This window comes from Pseudomonas sp. BGI-2, from assembly GCF_004310295.1.
In the GTDB taxonomy this organism is placed as follows: Bacteria; Pseudomonadota; Gammaproteobacteria; order Pseudomonadales; family Pseudomonadaceae; genus Aquipseudomonas.
Genome location: NZ_SISB01000006.1, coordinates 1 through 15681, shown reverse-complemented (window position 1 = coordinate 15681; position 15681 = coordinate 1). Strand labels below are relative to the sequence as shown.

General features: G+C 57.9%; 12 protein-coding genes and 3 pseudogenes. 8 read left to right on the top strand and 7 right to left on the bottom strand.

Going from position 1 to position 15681, the window contains the following annotated elements; all coding sequences use genetic code 11:
- Complete coding sequence (locus tag EYC95_RS05860) at positions 1-333, top strand: BrnA antitoxin family protein (protein WP_131059521.1); 333 nt, start codon at positions 1-3, stop codon at positions 331-333.
- 106 nt (positions 334-439) lie between these two features.
- Here the strand turns inward: EYC95_RS05860 and EYC95_RS05855 are convergent, their stop codons facing one another.
- The 3 genes from EYC95_RS05855 to EYC95_RS05845 form a co-directional block, all read right to left on the bottom strand.
- The gene (locus tag EYC95_RS05855) at positions 440-1267 is read right to left on the bottom strand and encodes an arylamine N-acetyltransferase (RefSeq protein WP_131059520.1); all 828 of its coding nucleotides are present in this window, start codon (positions 1265-1267) and stop codon (positions 440-442) included.
- A 112-nt stretch (positions 1268-1379) separates the two neighbouring features.
- On the bottom strand, positions 1380-2174 hold the full coding sequence (locus tag EYC95_RS05850; RefSeq protein WP_131059519.1) for an exodeoxyribonuclease III: 795 nt from the start codon (positions 2172-2174) through the stop codon (positions 1380-1382).
- A 99-nt stretch (positions 2175-2273) separates the two neighbouring features.
- Complete coding sequence (locus tag EYC95_RS05845) at positions 2274-4844, bottom strand: EAL domain-containing protein (protein ID WP_131059518.1); 2571 nt, start codon at positions 4842-4844, stop codon at positions 2274-2276.
- A gap of 169 nt (positions 4845-5013) precedes the next feature.
- Here EYC95_RS05845 and EYC95_RS05840 point away from each other — a divergent pair.
- Positions 5014-5459, top strand: a pseudogene (locus tag EYC95_RS05840) (GNAT family N-acetyltransferase).
- Between the two features lie 654 nt (positions 5460-6113).
- Here EYC95_RS05840 and EYC95_RS05830 read toward each other — a convergent pair.
- Entirely contained in the window at positions 6114-6689 is a 576-nt protein-coding gene (locus tag EYC95_RS05830) for a DUF1254 domain-containing protein (RefSeq protein ID WP_131059517.1), read from the bottom strand.
- 142 nt (positions 6690-6831) lie between these two features.
- Positions 6832-8190, bottom strand: a pseudogene (locus tag EYC95_RS05825) (diguanylate cyclase); the annotation flags it as partial.
- 49 nt (positions 8191-8239) lie between these two features.
- Between EYC95_RS05825 and EYC95_RS05820 the strand changes: the two are divergent.
- Positions 8240-8707 (top strand): hypothetical protein, encoded by a 468-nt coding sequence (locus EYC95_RS05820; protein ID WP_131059516.1) that lies wholly within the window; start codon positions 8240-8242, stop codon positions 8705-8707.
- 57 nt (positions 8708-8764) lie between these two features.
- Here EYC95_RS05820 and EYC95_RS05815 read toward each other — a convergent pair whose 3' ends face one another.
- On the bottom strand, positions 8765-10525 hold the full coding sequence (locus EYC95_RS05815) for a murein L,D-transpeptidase (protein WP_131059515.1): 1761 nt from the start codon (positions 10523-10525) through the stop codon (positions 8765-8767).
- 81 nt (positions 10526-10606) lie between these two features.
- Here EYC95_RS05815 and EYC95_RS05810 point away from each other — a divergent pair, with 81 nt between their 5' ends.
- From EYC95_RS05810 to EYC95_RS05795, 4 genes are all read left to right on the top strand, one after another.
- Positions 10607-11311: a murein L,D-transpeptidase catalytic domain family protein gene (locus tag EYC95_RS05810; protein WP_131059514.1), complete on the top strand. Its 705-nt coding sequence runs from the start codon at positions 10607-10609 to the stop codon at positions 11309-11311.
- A gap of 143 nt (positions 11312-11454) precedes the next feature.
- On the top strand, positions 11455-12273 hold the full coding sequence (locus EYC95_RS05805) for an alpha/beta fold hydrolase (RefSeq protein WP_131059513.1): 819 nt from the start codon (positions 11455-11457) through the stop codon (positions 12271-12273).
- A complete protein-coding gene (locus EYC95_RS05800; RefSeq protein ID WP_131059512.1) occupies positions 12260-13441 on the top strand; it encodes a PAS domain-containing sensor histidine kinase in 1182 nt (393 codons plus the stop codon). Before EYC95_RS05805 ends, EYC95_RS05800 begins: the two co-directional genes overlap by 14 nt.
- A 46-nt stretch (positions 13442-13487) precedes the next feature.
- Positions 13488-14273: a transporter substrate-binding domain-containing protein gene (locus EYC95_RS05795; RefSeq protein WP_131059511.1), complete on the top strand. Its 786-nt coding sequence runs from the start codon at positions 13488-13490 to the stop codon at positions 14271-14273.
- Between the two features lie 134 nt (positions 14274-14407).
- Here the strand turns inward: EYC95_RS05795 and EYC95_RS30465 are convergent.
- Positions 14408-14609 (bottom strand): annotated as a pseudogene (locus tag EYC95_RS30465) (hypothetical protein).
- A 551-nt stretch (positions 14610-15160) separates the two neighbouring features.
- On the opposite strand from EYC95_RS30465, the gene EYC95_RS05785 reads away from it, so the two are divergent.
- Positions 15161-15445 carry a type II toxin-antitoxin system YafO family toxin gene (locus tag EYC95_RS05785; RefSeq protein ID WP_256656906.1) on the top strand — a complete coding sequence of 95 codons (285 nt, stop codon included), beginning with the start codon at positions 15161-15163 and terminating at the stop codon, positions 15443-15445.
- Positions 15446-15681 lie beyond the last annotated feature (236 nt).

Sequence of the window (15681 nt, the reverse complement as noted above, 5' to 3'; positions counted from 1 at the left end):
GTGAAAGACGAATACGACTTCAGCAATGCCAAGCGTGGAGCGGTTGCCTCCAGCAAGGGTAAAACCCGAATTACGATCATGCTTGATGACGTCGTCATCGAAGCGGCACGTGCCTTGGCTGAGGGCGAGGGATATGGCTATCAGACGGTGATCAATAACACCTTGCGCCAGACGTTGCTCAGCAACAGAGAAAAAACTGCCGGGCACGATCAGTACGCCGCAGTTGCGAATGCCGGACATTTCAAAGCAGGAGTAACAGCATCTGAACTGAAGAGCCTGGAGAAAAAATTGTCAGAAGTCTTGAGCGAAATCCACCGAGTAATTGAGCCTTGAGTTTGTCGCGGTTCAAAAACAGTGCAGTACCCGATGGCGTACAAGGCCTGGTATCAATTCAAAGGAAAAGGGCAGATGTATTCGCTCTGCCCTTTCTGGGTGGCGGCTATGTCGCCTGAATTAACTGCTCAAGCACTCGCTTCAACCCCGCATGCTCCGGCACCCGTATCCCGAACTCTTCCTCCAGCACCCCAATCAATTCCTCCACATCGGTCACTTGCCGTCGTTCGCTTTCGGCACCCACCCGATGAATCGCAAAACTGCCGTTGTTCAACGTACGCCTCCAGCCATCCCCGGTGCGCGCGACCATCAGTTGTTTAGCAAAAGACGATTCGGGATAGGTCGAGACGTACCAGTTGCCGACGGCGTAATCGATGTCTTCCTGGCGTAGCAGGTCGAAGATGTACATCGGCCGCCACTCGCCGCCGACGTTGGCGCGCAGGGTGTAGCCGTCTTCATGGCGCTCTATGCGATAGGGCTCGTGGGGCGTGAGCTGTGCAGCATCGGTGTCGAGCATGAGCGGTGCGGTGGGCACCATGCCGCCGAAGCCGACGTCGGTGATGTAGCGCACGCCATCCAGAGTGACCTGGCTCAAGCGGTGCGTGCGGGCAGTCCATGCGCCTTCGGGCTGGCCCATGACCACTCGGCCGGTGATGCCGCGCGCGTCGAAGCCCAGCTCCTGGAGCAAGGCCAGAAACGCGCAGTTGAGTTCGTAGCAATAACCGCCGCGCCCCTCGTGCAGAATTTTCTGTTCGATGGATGGCAGGTCGATGAGTACCGGCTCGCCGGACAGCGTGGTGAGGTTTTCGAACGGGAAGGCCCCGGTGTGGCGTAGCTGAAGTTGGCGCAGGGTGTCCAGGGTCGGCGCCGGGGGCGCGTCGAAACCCAGGCGTTGCAGGTATAACGCACGGTTCGTCAGGCGTGGCTCGCTCATTGCTCGGTCCTTTTGCATGGGGCCGCGGATCTCTCCGCCGATGGGCGCCATGTATAAGGGATAAAGCGGTTCGACTGACAATTGATTTAGCCAATCGCACTCCCTCTGAACATCAACGCCGTTTGCGCGAACTCAAGCGAATCCACGTCGGCGCGTGATCGCTGGCGTGCGGTTCGTTGCGAACCCAGGCATCGACCCCGGCCTCATGCAGATAAGGATTCAGGCCTGAGTTGAGCAACAGATGATCGATGCGCAACCCCGAGTTTTTCTGCCAGTGCTGCCTGAAATAATCCCAGAAGGTGTAGAGCCGATCCTCCGGGTATAAATGGCGCAGGGAATCGGTCCACCCCTGATCCAGCAAGCGCTGGTAACACTCGCGACTTTCCGGTTGCAACAAGGCGTCCTTGAGCCAAGAGCGCGGGTTGTAAATGTCCAGGTCGGCGGGCACCACGTTGTAGTCGCCGGCCAGCACCACCGGATGCTCGCTGCCTTGCAGGTCCTTGGCATAGGCGATCAGCCGCTCGAACCATGCCAGTTTGTAATCGAACTTCGGCCCGGGTTGCGGATTGCCGTTGGGCAAATACAGGCAACCCACCAGAATCCCGTGTACCGCGGCTTCCAGGTAGCGGCTATGGGTGTCGGCATCATCTCCTGGCAAGCCGCGCCGGCTCTCTAACGGTTGCGCATCACGCGCCAGAATCGCCACCCCGTTCCACGACGACTGACCTTGCCAGATTGCGCCGTAGCCAACGGCCTCAAGCTCGGAGGCCGGGAACGCGCTGTCCACCGACTTGAGCTCCTGCAAACAGGCGATGTCGGGTTTTTCTCGCTCAAGCCAGGCCAGCAGATTCGGCAGTCGGGCACGCATGCCGTTGACGTTGAAGGTGGCGATTTTCAGATTTTTCATGGGCCGAGGCTCGCAACGGATGGACGGTATCCAGTTGTGACCGAGGTGCGTGATGGCAGTTGCCACGACAAACGAAACAGGCGACTAAAGGTCCCCCCATTACACCGGATGCTCGTCATGCGATGCCTTGAGCAACGGCAACAGCGCCTGATTTTCCATCGGCCGGCTGAGGTAGAAACCCTGCACTTCATGGCACTCGTCAGAGATCAGGAAGTCCAGTTGCTCCAGCGTCTCGACGCCTTCTGCGGTGACGGTCAGGCCCATGGCCTTGCCCAGGTTGATGATCGCCTGCACCACCGCGCGGTCGTTACCTGCACCGCTCATGGACGAGATGAAACGCTTGTCGATCTTGATCCCGTCGAACGGATACGTGCGCAGGTAACCCAGTGATGAATAACCGGTGCCAAAGTCGTCCATGTTCAGCCGCACACCCAGCTCCTTCAGTGCGTTCATGGTCGCGAGAGCGCCGTCGACGTCGTTGAGCATCACGTTTTCGGTGATCTCCAGCTCCAGTCGACTGGCCGGCAAACGGGTGTGGATCAACGCTTCCCTGACATCCTCCACCACGTCACTGCGTACGAACTGCACGGGCGACAGGTTGACCGACACCATCAGCTCACCCGGCCAGGTCAGGGCCGTCTCGCAAGCTTCACGTAAAACCCAACGCCCCAATGGCACGATCAGGTCGGTCTGCTCGGCCAACGGAATAAACGAGTCGGGGCTTAGCAATCCCTGCACCGGATGCTGCCAGCGCAGCAACGCCTCGACCGAGACGATCTGCTTGCCATCGACGTGATAACGCGGCTGATAGTGCATCACGAACTCGTTGTTCTTGATCGCCTGGCGCAGGTCGTTTTCCAATTTGCGGCGATGCTGGATCTGATCGTTCATGTGTGGCGCAAAATAGCACCAGGTCTTCTTGCCATCGGATTTGGCCTGATACAGCGCGATGTCGGCACACCGGATCAGTTCCTCCGGCATGTGCCCCTGACGCCGACTCAAGGCGATGCCGATGCTCGCGCCGATGTGCAACGTGTGATGATCATAGTGGATCGGCCGGTGCAGGCTTTCGAGAATACGTTCGCAAATCCGGTCGATTTCCGTGTGGATGTCCATGCCATTGAGCACCAGCACAAACTCGTCGCCGCCCAGTCGCGCGACCAGATCGATGTCCCGCGTGCATTCACGCAAACGGGTGGCCACTTCCAGCAACACAGCATCGCCGGCCGGGTGGCCGAGGGAGTCATTGATCGGCTTGAAGTTATCCAGGTCGATCATCAACAACGTCAGCGGCGCTGAATGTTCTTTCAGCACCAAAGCGTCTTCGAGGTAACGCGCCAGTTTGTTGCGATTGGGCAGGCCGGTCAGCGCGTCGTGCAAAGATAGATGCTGGATCTGTGCATGGGCGGCGACTTCATCGGTGATGTCACTGGCCGTTCCGCGATAACCCAGCACCGCGCCCTTGCTATGGATCGGTCGTGCCGAAACCCGGCAGACACGTTGCTGCCCCGACTGGTCGCGATAGGAACAACGCAGGTGACTGACGCTGTGCTCTTCGTCGAGCCTGTTCAGCCACAGTGACAACGGCGTGGTGTCGCAATACAGCAGTTGCTCGATGTCCTGCCCCAGCCATTGCTGATCGGAAAAACCGGTGACGGCGCCGAAGCGCCCCGACAGATACGTGATGCGATGCTTGTCGTCGATTTCCCAGATCCAGTCGGAAGCGGCCTCGGCCACGGCACGAAAACGCTCTTCGCTGGCCTCCAGCGCCTGGTTCGATAAATCCAGGTTGATGTAACTGGCATCCACGTGCCCCGACGATCGCAACACATATCGGAAGAAGTAAGCCGTCAACAACGCCAGAATCAACAACGCGCCGCCCAGTGGCGGCAGCAGTGACCAAAGAAGCTGATGGCCTGGCTGTTCGAGCCGCGAGACCAGGCTGTAACCGGTGCCCGTGAGTGCCACCACGGGCTGACCTGGCGCGAGTTTATTGTCAGGCGCGAGGCTCAAGTCATGCAAACCGTAGTCGGCACTCAAGGCACTGAGCTTTTCCGGACTCAATTGATCGACGAACACCAGCATCGAAGTGCTTTGGGGATCGACCGCAGGTCTTTCGTCATTCGGCACGATCGCCGCAGCCGTCAGTAGTGCGGGCTGGCCCTCAAACAGCGTGAAGCGGCTGACGGGGACGAGCAGGCTTTCTTGCCCCTGAACCTCCTTGATCAATGCCGCCATCGATATCGAAAGACGGGCCGCCGCATCATCCTGCACCTGAAGGCCACGCACCGTGGCGTATTTGGTTCGCTGGTGATCGACCACCAACACACTGTCGTAGTGATCCATGGTGTACAAGGTTTTACCCATGTTCTGCTCGACATAAGCCCACTGCACATCGACTTCACCGTTGAGACGGTCGTAGGCGGTCGTCCAGGTTGCATAACTGGCGACGTAGTTTTTCGAAGCACTGATGCGGTTTTCCAGCGCGCGCTGGGTGTAGAACGTGGTCTTTGCCAGGTCCTGGGCATCGAGCCGGCCGGCAATGTTGAACAAGGCAACCAGGGCGATCAGCACCCCCAGTACGAATACCAGTCCGACGGACCAGATCAGGTTCCGTGTGATCGGCGTATGGCGCCCGGGGGCGGCGGTGGTCGTGGCGCTCAATTCCATGCATGGGATCCTGTAATCGATTGCCTGATCGGGTGCATCACAGGCAAGCGTCCATTGACCATAGCAGCCATGGTCCGTCATCGCGCCACGACTATTGCCAATCGACAGCCGCTACCCTGTAATGGCGCGCATCACCCGCGAAACTTTGTTTGCCGAGAACGCCTCGCTCATGGACACTCTGGAAGGTCAACGAATTACCCTGCGCGCCCTGCAAACCAGCGATACCGATGCGCTGGTCAACGCCGCGCGGGATGGCGAATTGTGGAACCTGACGGTCACCGTCGTGCCCTCTCGATAGCTACTTGAAGAAAGCCCTCGACGGTCGCGATGCGGGAACGGTCCTGCCCTTCGTGATCGTGCTCAAGGACACCGGCGAGGTCATTGGTTCGACACGCTTCTGGAAAATCGACCGCCTCAACCGCAAGCTTGAAATCGGGCAGCAGCTGGATCTCTGCACGCTGGCAGAAAACGTTCGTCAACACCGAGGCCAAATACCTGATGTTGCGTTACGCCTTCGACGTACTGGACTGCGTGCGGTTCAGCATCATCGATGAGGAGTGGCCGTTGGTGCGGGAGAATCTTGAGAAAAAACTGACTGAATACAGACTTCGCTGACACCCCGAACTACTGTGGGAGCGAGCTTGCTCGCGATGACATTGGCCCTGTCACATTGAGCCGGCTGGACTACCTATATCGCGAGCAAGCCCGCTCCCACAATGATGGATGTTGCACACACATTCTGTGATCGGCCCACCAACCCCGAGACCAACTCACCATCAACCATTCGTCATCCCGCCAACACCCACCGCCCTCCCCGTCACACCATCAGCAGGTAACGACTCATCTTTGGAGACGTGCACTGATGAACATCAAGCTCACCTCGCAGTTGTTGATAGGTTTGCTGACCGCAGCAACAGGAGCCGCTTACGCAGCCTCCGGCGATAACGCTGACGCGACCGAGACCCGGTCCTGGTCTAGCCGCGGCTCAATCATGGCGCCCAACAACGATACGGACCAACCCTCAGGTCGATATAACCCAGACCGGGGCAAAGGCGGATATGGCTCATCGAGAGAGGGCAATGGTGGAAATGCCGGTGCCAGCGGCTCGGGTGCGGGCGGTGGCACGGGCGCTGCCGGTGGGGGCACCGGCGGTGCAGGAGGCGGGACCGGCAGCTGGACACGCAGAAGCAACCAATGACGGGAAATCGTCGGCTGCTTTCTACTCAGTGTTCTTAACGTAGTTGCCACGGACCGCCAGGGTGTCAGCGTTCATCGACCCGCCGTGACCACACGAGCGCGGATTGCAATCTCCGGGTCGACCTGCTCGGTTCTTTTGTCGATCTGCGACAACGGCGTCACGGTGTAGCCCGCCTGAATCCTGTTCACCATCGCATAGTCCACCGCCCCGCTGACGTCGGTGCGACCGACGACCCAGACGAAGGGCGTGGGCGCCGGCAAATGATTCAGCCCTGCCGGCACCGTTCCGGTCCATCCCGGTGGCGTCACCACAAACTCACTGGACTGTGTGCCCGTCGCATATCCACCGGGCGAGGCAAACACATCGCTCCACATGTCGAGCATTGGCAACACGTACAGACGCCCGGCGGTGTCCGGCGCGGTAATCACCTGCGGCTCTTTGGTCAAATCGAGCCAGGCGATGGAATACAACGTGTCGACGTTCGACTGCACCACGGCTTTGAAATCTTCAGACGGGTACTGCGGCACAGTCACAAAGGCGTTGGCTTCCTGCGATATGACTTTCGATTGAGCCTGGCTGTCCAGCGGCAAAACAACGGTAACTGCAAGGGTTAGAGCAACGACTGTCAATGCTTGAGGTATCAACATTTTGGCGATCGTCCGTGCTGTGGGGAGATCTGGCGGGTTCGACAGAGCTACCGGAACTCTAGACGATCAAAACAGACGGAACTGACAGGGAGACAGACGGACGTGCGAGTGTTACAGGTCTGAAACAACGGCACGAAATACCTCAACGGTCGGAGCGCATCAGCGCCTCCACGCCGCCTTCGATCGACAACACCGCCGCACGGTTTCGCCCCGAATGCTTGGCTTGATACAACGCCGCATCCGCTCGCTCGATGAACACTTCGATGCTGTCGCGGCCGGTCGGCACAAACGCGTAACAGCCAAGGCTGACCGTCACGTAACCCGTGGGTGAACCGCTGTGGGTGATGTTCTTGTCCATGACGCTGCGGCGGATCTGCTCGGCAATCACCATTGCAACGTGAAGGTCGGTGTCGGGCAGCAACACCGCAAATTCCTCACCGCCATAACGCACCGCCAGATCGGCTTTGCGGTGGCAGCAACCCTTGACCGCACGCGCCACTTCCGCCAGGCAATGATCCCCCGCCACGTGGCCGTAAGCATCGTTGTAGCGTTTGAAAAAATCGATATCGAGCATGATCAGGCTCAGCGAACTGGACTGCCGGGCGCCTCGGCCAAACTCGATGTCCAGCGCCTGCTCGAACAGCCGACGATTGGCCAGGCCCGTCAGGCTGTCGTGAGTCGCGATCAGCTTCAGTGCTTCCTTGGCCTTGCGCAAATCGGCCTCGACCCGCACGCCGACGCGCACCTGGCGAACGAACACCCAACCAAACAGCCCCACACCCAACACCACCAGGGCAACGATGACGCTGGATTGGAACGCGGTGTCGTACCATTCCTTGAGAATCGAATCCCTGGACGATGCCGCCGACACCACCAGCGGATAGGCGTCGAGCTGACGGTAGCCATACAAACGCACAACACCATCGACCACCGAGCTGATCATCGCGTTGCCGGCGGGCGCGCTGGGCAAGTATTTCTGAAAGATTTCGCCCTTGGCCAGGGACGTCCCGATCAGCGATTCCACAAACGGCCTTCGCGCCAGCAACGTTCCGTCGGTCAACGCCAAAAACATCGAGCCGTTGTCATCGATGCTGAAGCTTTTGAAGAACTGATCGAAGTAGGCCATTTTGATTCCGGCCAACACCACGCCCTGGAAATTGCCGTTCTTGTCGTTCACCCGTTTCGATACCGGAATGATCCACTCGCCATTCTCCCGACTGCGAAGCGCCGGCCCGATGTGCGCGAGGGTGGACGCGTTCTGCTGGTGGAACTTGAAGTACTCCCGATCCGACACGCCCGGACCGCGGTTCAAATCCTCGAACGAGGTCACGACCCACCGCCCTTGCTTGTCGAACAGAAATATTCCGTGCAGTTGACCCAGCGCCTGCACCCGCCGGGCGAAGGTTTTCTGCAAGCGTGGTTTTTGTGCCGCGCCGTAGCCATCGGCCTGAATCCAGTCCACCAGACTGGTCAGCACCAGGTCGGCTTTCATGAAGGTGGATGGCGTTGAAGGAGCTACGATTACTCTTACATCACGACAGGGAATCGAAATGAGTAAGGCAGACGAGCTTGCGGCGAAGTTGAAACAAACCCAGCCTTCCAGCGCGGATCAGATGATCGACAGCTGGCCCGGCCAAGTCTACGAGTTGTATGAGCAGATCAAGGCGTGGCTGCTGCCGGTGACCGAGGTGGGTCTGGTTCTGCGGCGTAATCCCACGCATGTCTTCGAGTGCGATTCAGAGGGTGCGACTTACGACTACGCGATCGACCAACTGCTTATCGAAGGCAATGACCACAGCATCACCTTCGACCCTGTTGCGCGCTTCACCGGTGATGGCGCTGGGCGTGTCGAGATTCACTCGAAAGGCAAAGAACTCGCGCTGCTACGCACGGTGGACGAGCATGGCGAGACGCATTGGTGGCTGCAGGCGATTGAGCAGGCCGGACAGCAACTGGATGCGGTTGCGTTGACCGAGCATAACCTGCTGGCGGTGGTGCAAGAGGGGCTGGAGCTTTAGAGAGACTGAACCCAGAACCGGGAAAGGGGGCGGACTGATTAAATCAAGCCCACTCCCCTACTGCCGCGCCGGCCCCGCCGCCACCACCGATCCCACCGATCCCACCGCCGAATGCAAATCCAGCACTGGCACCGGCGGCGGCCGGTTCAACGCCCGTAATACCGGCGCATCGTAGCCATACACATCAGGCTTGAACGCCACCCGCCCGTCGCTGCCCAAATCCACGGTCCAGTACGCCAACAACACCGGCACTTTCACCGGCAGCCGAATGTTTTCTGTCTTGCCGCTGGCCAACTGCTTTTGAATGCCATCGCTGTTCCAGCGCACCGGATCGTTGAACAACAGCTCCACCAGTTGCAGCGGATTCTCCACCCGTATGCAGCCCGAGCTGGTCGCGCGGATGGTTTTGGCGAACAACTCGCGATGCGGCGTGTCGTGCAGGTAAATCGCATAGTCGTTGGGAAACCGGATCACCACTTGACCCAGCGAGCTGTCGGGCCCGGCATCCTGGCGCAATGTGAGGCCGCGCGGGTTGGTCCAGTCGACGGTCGACGGATCGAGCACATTGCCTTCGCGATCAAGCACTCGTATCCGGTTGGCCGCGAGGTAGCCGGGATTGCTCTGAACCTTCGGCAGCATATCTTCCTTAAGGATCGTTGGCGGCACCGTCCAGGTCGGGTTAAACGTGATGTAGGTAATCTGCGCCTGGAAGATCGGCGTATTGCGAGCTGTTTTACCGACCTGCACCCGGGATCGCCAGATTGGCAGACCGTCGCGGTACATCGCTACCTTGTAGCCGGCGATATCGACGATGACGAACGTGCCCTGGAGTTTGTAGAGCAGCCAACGCGCCCGCTCCATATTCACCCGGACTTGATCGATTCGCGCATCCACAGGCACATTCAATGCCGCCAGTGTTGTCGCCCCTGCCATGCCGTCCGCGCCAAGGTATTGCTCGTTTTGATACTTTTTCACCGCTGCGGTGACGGCGCCGTCGTACTTCGTGCCGTGGATCAATCGTGGATCGAGAAAACCTGCCGCGACCATCCTCGCGCGCAACTGCGCGACGGCCGGTTCGTCCATGCCCGGTTTGAGTGAATGGTCGACAACCACTTTCGGCCAACCGCCCCGGTCCCTGATACCGCGCAGTTGCGCCAGGGCCTGACGCAAACCGACGTACACCGCTTCTTGTGGCGGCGCTTGAGCAAACGCCTTGGCCACGTCGTGATTGTCGAGCGCAGCGAAGAAGGCATTGACGTCGTCACGTGGATCGACGCCATTCGAATCAAAGTTCCAGTGAATGTCGAGCCGCGAAGGATCAACCTTGCCGCGGCGCAACTGCAGCAGCGCGGTGATGAAAGTATGCGTGGTCGCCAAATCAAAAGCCGCCCGTTGCTCGGGCGTTACCGGCGTTGTCTGCATCGTAGTCTGCGACCGGATCAATTCATCGATATGAAAATCCGCCGGGGTCAGACCATCGGCCTCAGTCGCGTTCAGGCTGGCAATCAATTGCGCGACATCGCTGTCATTCGTCCACGCCGCGCGATAGTCACGGCGCGTATAAAAATCCATGACCAGACGACTGACATCCACTCGCCGATGACGAGGTCCAGTGAGCAGCGGTGGAAACGCGGTTTTCAGCGGCTCAAGCGAGGTCTGAATCGCTTGCCCGACGTTATCGTCCGCTGCTGCCTCGATTATGGAGGTTGGCGCAGTTGTCGGCTCAATCGGCGAAGTTTCCGCGAGCGCTGTGCCGCTGATCAGAAAGCCCATAAAAAATACGCGGCTTATGACGAATAACCTTGTTAAAAGCACCATGAATAATCCCTAATCTCCCGCATTCAACGCCTGGCTTTCAACACACTGCTAGACTCGAACTTAACATGATGAGACATCTATATGGCGCTACTACGTTTTGGCTATCTATTATCGGCCCTGCTACTGACTGCAATGTCCGTACCGTCAGCCTACGCCGATTCGCTCGCGGCAGCCCTCATCAAAGCGGCTCCGAAGGCTAACGCCAACGTCATTAACCTCGCCGTTCGCGCCTCGCAATGCAGCATCGCTCAAGGCAAAGCGCCAGCCCAAAGGCTTGCGGTCATCGACTATTCCCTGCCTTCGACCGAACAGCGCCTCTGGGTGTTCGATTTAAAGAAGCGCAAATTGCTGTTTCATGAACTGGTGGCTCACGGTCGAAACAGCGGCGAGAACATGGCAGTCAACTTCTCCAACCAAAACGAAAGCTTCGCTACCAGTCTCGGCTTGTATCGCACACAGTCAAGTTATGTCGGGCAGAACGGTTACTCGCTGCGCATGGAAGGCCTGGAGCCGGGTTTCAATGACAACGCCTTTGACCGCGCAATCGTGATTCATGGCGCGCCTTATGTGAGTCCGGTCCTGGCCCGTGCGAATGGGCGGATTGGCAGAAGCCTCGGCTGCCCGGCGGTACGGCCGGCGGTTGCTCGTCGGCTGATTGATTCGATGAAGGGCGGGCAGCTGTTGTTTTCTTACTATCCGGATCAGCGTTGGCTGAAGTCTTCTTCGTATATCAATTGTGGCAGCGGCACCGTGGCGTCTGCATCGAAAACGACTGTCCGCAAGTGAACATCGTGAACCTGTCCTGTAAATAACAGAGGGCGCCTCATCAGGGCGCCCTCTTTCCATGTAGCAACGCGTGACCTGATGCCCGCGACTATCTAAACTCCCTCGGATGCCAAAACACACTTGGCCCGCCCGGGAAGACACGCATGGACCTTCAACATCGCAACAACGTAAAAGTGATGGGCAACGGTCCGGCAACGCTGATCTTCTCCCATGGCTTCGGCTGCGATCAAACCATGTGGCGCTATCTCGTTGACAACTTTACCGGTCGTTTCAACGTTGTTTTGTATGACCTAGTCGGTGCAGGGCAGTCGGATCTCGATGCCTACGAAAAAGAAAAATACAATTCACTGGCCGGATATGCCCAGGACCTGGGCGAAATAATCGATCAGTTCGCCAGCGGCCCGGTGATTCTAGTGGGTCACTCCGTCAGCGCCATGGTTGGTGTCCTGGCGGATCGTCAGTCCCCCGGCAACATCGCCGCCCACGTCATGATTGGTCCTTCGCCTTGCTACATCGATTCCGACAACTACGTGGGCGGATTCAAACTAGAAGACATCCACTCACTGCTCGACACCCTCGACAGCAACTACCTCGGCTGGTCCAGCACGATGGCCCCGGTGATCATGGGCGCACCCGGGCAACCGGCGCTCGGCGAAGAACTCACCAACAGTTTCTGCCGCACCGAACCCGAGATCGCCAAGCAGTTTGCGCGGGTAACGTTCATGTCGGACAACCGCAAAGACATCGCGGGCCTGACCACCCCGACCCTGATTCTGCAATCCACCGACGACCTTATCGCCCCGATCGTCGTGGGCGAATACCTGCACACCGCACTCCCCAACAGCACGCTTTGCCTGGTGGCCAACGTCGGCCACTGCCCGCACATGAGTGCGCCGAGTGCCTGTTCCGAAGCCATGGACAGCTTCCTGTCGCCGTGGGTGGGCGCTCATGCCGACCGATGATCCGTCACTGCCCGACCCGCAGACGCTATTCGAAGGTGCGCCTTGCGGATTAGTGGTGACGAAAGAGGACGGCACGATCCTGCGCAGCAATCAGACGTTCAGCAACTGGATCGGCTTCGATGCCCAAGCATTGATCGGCCGGCGCTTTCAAGACCTGCTGACCATGGGCGGACGCATTTTTCATCAAACCCACTGGGCGCCGCTGATGCAAATGCAAGGCTCCGTGGCCGAGGTGAAACTCGATCTGGTTCACCAGGACAAACGGATCGTCACCATGCTGCTCAACGGCGTGAGACGCGAGCACGCCAGCGGTACGTTTTATGAACTGGCGCTGTTCGGCACCACCGACCGCGACAAGTACGAGCGCGAACTGCTCAACGCCCGAAAACTCGCTGAGGACCTGTTGACCAAAAAGACCGCCGCCGATGCCGCCCTTCTCGAAGCTCAGACCCAACTGAACCTGGCCTACGAAAAAGCCAAACGCCGCGCCTCCTTCGCCGAACAAATGGTCGCCATCGTCAGCCACGACCTGAAAAACCCGCTGACCGCAATTAAAATGGCCTCCGACATCCTCGCCCGAGGACAACGCACCGCCAAAGAAACCAAGATGCTCGGCCACATCAGCCAATCGGCGGAACGTGCGCAACGCATGATCGCCGACCTGCTGGACTTCGCGCTGGCCAGAGTCGGACGCGGCATCGGGATTTCTCTTACGTCGCTGGACTTGCATTCCTTCGTCAGCCACAGCGTTGATGAGCTGCGCGTAGCGTTCCCTGAGGCGACGTTGCTGCACCAGTCCATCGGCACCGGCAGCGCGCACCTGGATGCTGATCGGGTCCAGCAAATCATTGGCAACCTGGTCGCCAATAGCGTGGCTTATGGCGATTTGCAGCAGCCGATTACCATTTCTTCGCGACTGAAAGACGATCAGGCCGTTGTGTCGGTGCAAAACCACGGACCGGTTATTCCGGAGTCGTTGATGGCGGTGCTGTTTGAACCGATGACTCGTGGCACGGAGACGGACAGTGATGTGCGCAGTGTGGGGCTGGGATTGTTTATCGTCAGGGAAATCGCCAAGGCGCATGGCGGGGATGTTTCGGTGAGTTCGAGCCTGGAGGGTGGGACAGTGTTTAGTGTTTATTTTCCGTTGGGGGCCGCTGCGCCTTAAACGCTACGCCGAGAACTATCAAGTCCATCATGGAAGCCGGATAACAATGAAAAACATAAAAAGCAAAATCATGCTCGGTGGTCTGTTCGCTCTGTCGTTTGCCGCTCAGGCAGAGCCATCGCATCTGGACAGCGTCATCCAGCAAGGCCAACTGCGCGTATGCACAACCGGCGATTACAAACCCTATACCTTCAAAGCCGAGGACGGCGAATACTCGGGCATCGACATCGCCATGGCTCGCTCACTGGCCGACAGCCTGGGCGTCAAAGTTGAATGGGTGCAGACCACCTGGAAAACCCTGATGCCCGACATGCTGGCCGGCAAGTGCGACATCGGCGTTGGCGGCATCTCGGTCACCCTGGAACGCCAGAAAAAAGCCTTCTTCAGCACCACACTGGATGTCGACGGCAAGATCCCGTTAGTGCGCTGCGAAGATCAGGCGCTGTACCAGACCGTCGAACAAATCAACCAGCCTTCGGTTCGTTTGGTTGAACCGGCCGGTGGCACCAACGAAGCGTTTGTTCACGCGTTTCTGCCCAAGGCGCAATTGAGCCTTCACGACAACGTGACGATCTTTCAGGAGCTGCTGGATAAGAAGGCTGACGTGATGATTACCGATGCGTCGGAGGCGTTGTATCAGCAAAAACTTAAACCCGGGCTGTGTGCGGTTAACCCGAGCCAGTTTATGCAGTACGGTGAGAAGGCCTATCTGCTGCCCCGTGACGACATGACCTGGAAGATATATGTTGACCAATGGCTGCACCTGGCCAAAGTGACCGGCAACTATCAGAACGTTTTGGGCCAGTGGATAGCAACGCCTGATTCCAAATAGCAGCCGCGCATAAATCCCCTGTAGCAGCTGGCGAAGCCTGCGTCCGGCTGCGAAGCAGTCGCCAACTCAGCACTCGCAATGCATTAGGCAACAACGTGACCCGGCGGAAACATCTTCCGCCGTTACGTCACACCTTAGTCTTCGTGCAGCAACCCCGAGCTGTACTCGCTAAAACTGCTACCGATCGCACTCCCGCCAAGGTTCAACTCTGTTGGCACCATGACCATCGAACGATTGGCAGCCTTCTGAAAAACAGGTGCTGGTGCTGACGCCTGAGCAGGCGCTTAGCAGCAAAGCGCTGGTGATCATCACGACTTTCAAAAGGTTTGAGATCATTTTCAGGTTCCTGGGGGTTGGGCGCGTGGTGATAGGACCGTTGCTCCTTATCCTAGGCTGAGAATTCGTCAGACATTATGAAACCTGGCTGGGCGACAGCATTGGTTCAGCTATGGCGGCTTTTTGATGCAAAATAATGGGCGTTCCACCAGACAAACGTTCACATCCTACACGACACTAGGAATCGTCCGTATTCCTACCCATTGCTGCGCTTCTTTTACGAGGCCTGTAGTCAAAACCGCCCGTCACAGAACCAGCTCGCAAGGCAACTCCTTCGGCCCTGGACGAATGGAAGCTGGCAGGAAAAAGTAACCCCGCCTACCGCTTTTGCGGTTTGCCCGGACACCATCAATCACATAAGCTGGTCAGCATGAATACACATCCTTCGGAGGCTCCGATGGCCACCACAAAAAAAAACCGACAAGCCCCGCAGAAAGGTCACTCATAAAGAACTGACGTTCCTGGATGTTCGGGAAGCAGCACGTGATGGGCAAAACGTGTTCGATACATTTGTGATCACTGGCAAGCTTCCTATTACAAAGTAGGCCTGGATGCCGGCAGTCAAAATTGCTGCAGTCTTTGAAAAAGTAAAACATTGGGAAACCATCGCCACACAGCTCTACAACTACAAACTATTCGGCGATCTACCCGCGATTTTTGGTAGAGACGAGAAGCTCGACCTGAGCGAAATGCATCATATCCACCTCGCCAGTACAGAAGTGACACAAACTCGCTGGGCAAAAATCAATCGCCAGTACTATCGCACCGCTCTTGTTGATGACGCCGATAATGATTTCTGGCTCATCTATGCCTACGACTTCAGAGATGAATACTGACTCGGATGCTCACAATCGCGGAGAATGGGGTTCGTTTCTGCGTACGATGCGCAACGATATCGTAGAACCCTGGATTGTTGGCAGGCTCTACTTCCCTGATCTGGATGACCTGTGAACTGTGTAGTCCTGAAATAGACTTACATCTGTTTCACCCCAACGCCCGATGCATCGCATCGGGACTTGTCTGACCCGGTAGACTCATTCCTGATAAACTCCCCCACCTCCCAGCCCCACCA

Excerpts from the sequence above, each read along its gene's own strand:
- EYC95_RS05795 (WP_131059511.1), top strand. The coding sequence starts at position 13,488 with ATGAAAAACATAAAAAGCAAAATCATGCTCGGTGGTCTGTTCGCTCTG.
- EYC95_RS05830 (WP_131059517.1), bottom strand. The coding sequence starts at position 6,689 with ATGTTGATACCTCAAGCATTGACAGTCGTTGCTCTAACCCTTGCAGTT.
- EYC95_RS05855 (WP_131059520.1), bottom strand. The coding sequence starts at position 1,267 with ATGAGCGAGCCACGCCTGACGAACCGTGCGTTATACCTGCAACGCCTG.
- EYC95_RS05820 (WP_131059516.1), top strand. The coding sequence starts at position 8,240 with ATGAGTAAGGCAGACGAGCTTGCGGCGAAGTTGAAACAAACCCAGCCT.
- EYC95_RS05850 (WP_131059519.1), bottom strand. The coding sequence starts at position 2,174 with ATGAAAAATCTGAAAATCGCCACCTTCAACGTCAACGGCATGCGTGCC.
- EYC95_RS05800 (WP_131059512.1), top strand. The coding sequence starts at position 12,260 with ATGCCGACCGATGATCCGTCACTGCCCGACCCGCAGACGCTATTCGAA.
- EYC95_RS05845 (WP_131059518.1), bottom strand. The coding sequence starts at position 4,844 with ATGGAATTGAGCGCCACGACCACCGCCGCCCCCGGGCGCCATACGCCG.
- EYC95_RS05805 (WP_131059513.1), top strand. The coding sequence starts at position 11,455 with ATGGACCTTCAACATCGCAACAACGTAAAAGTGATGGGCAACGGTCCG.
- EYC95_RS05815 (WP_131059515.1), bottom strand. The coding sequence starts at position 10,525 with ATGGTGCTTTTAACAAGGTTATTCGTCATAAGCCGCGTATTTTTTATG.
- EYC95_RS05810 (WP_131059514.1), top strand. The coding sequence starts at position 10,607 with ATGGCGCTACTACGTTTTGGCTATCTATTATCGGCCCTGCTACTGACT.
- EYC95_RS05785 (WP_256656906.1), top strand. The coding sequence starts at position 15,161 with ATGCCGGCAGTCAAAATTGCTGCAGTCTTTGAAAAAGTAAAACATTGG.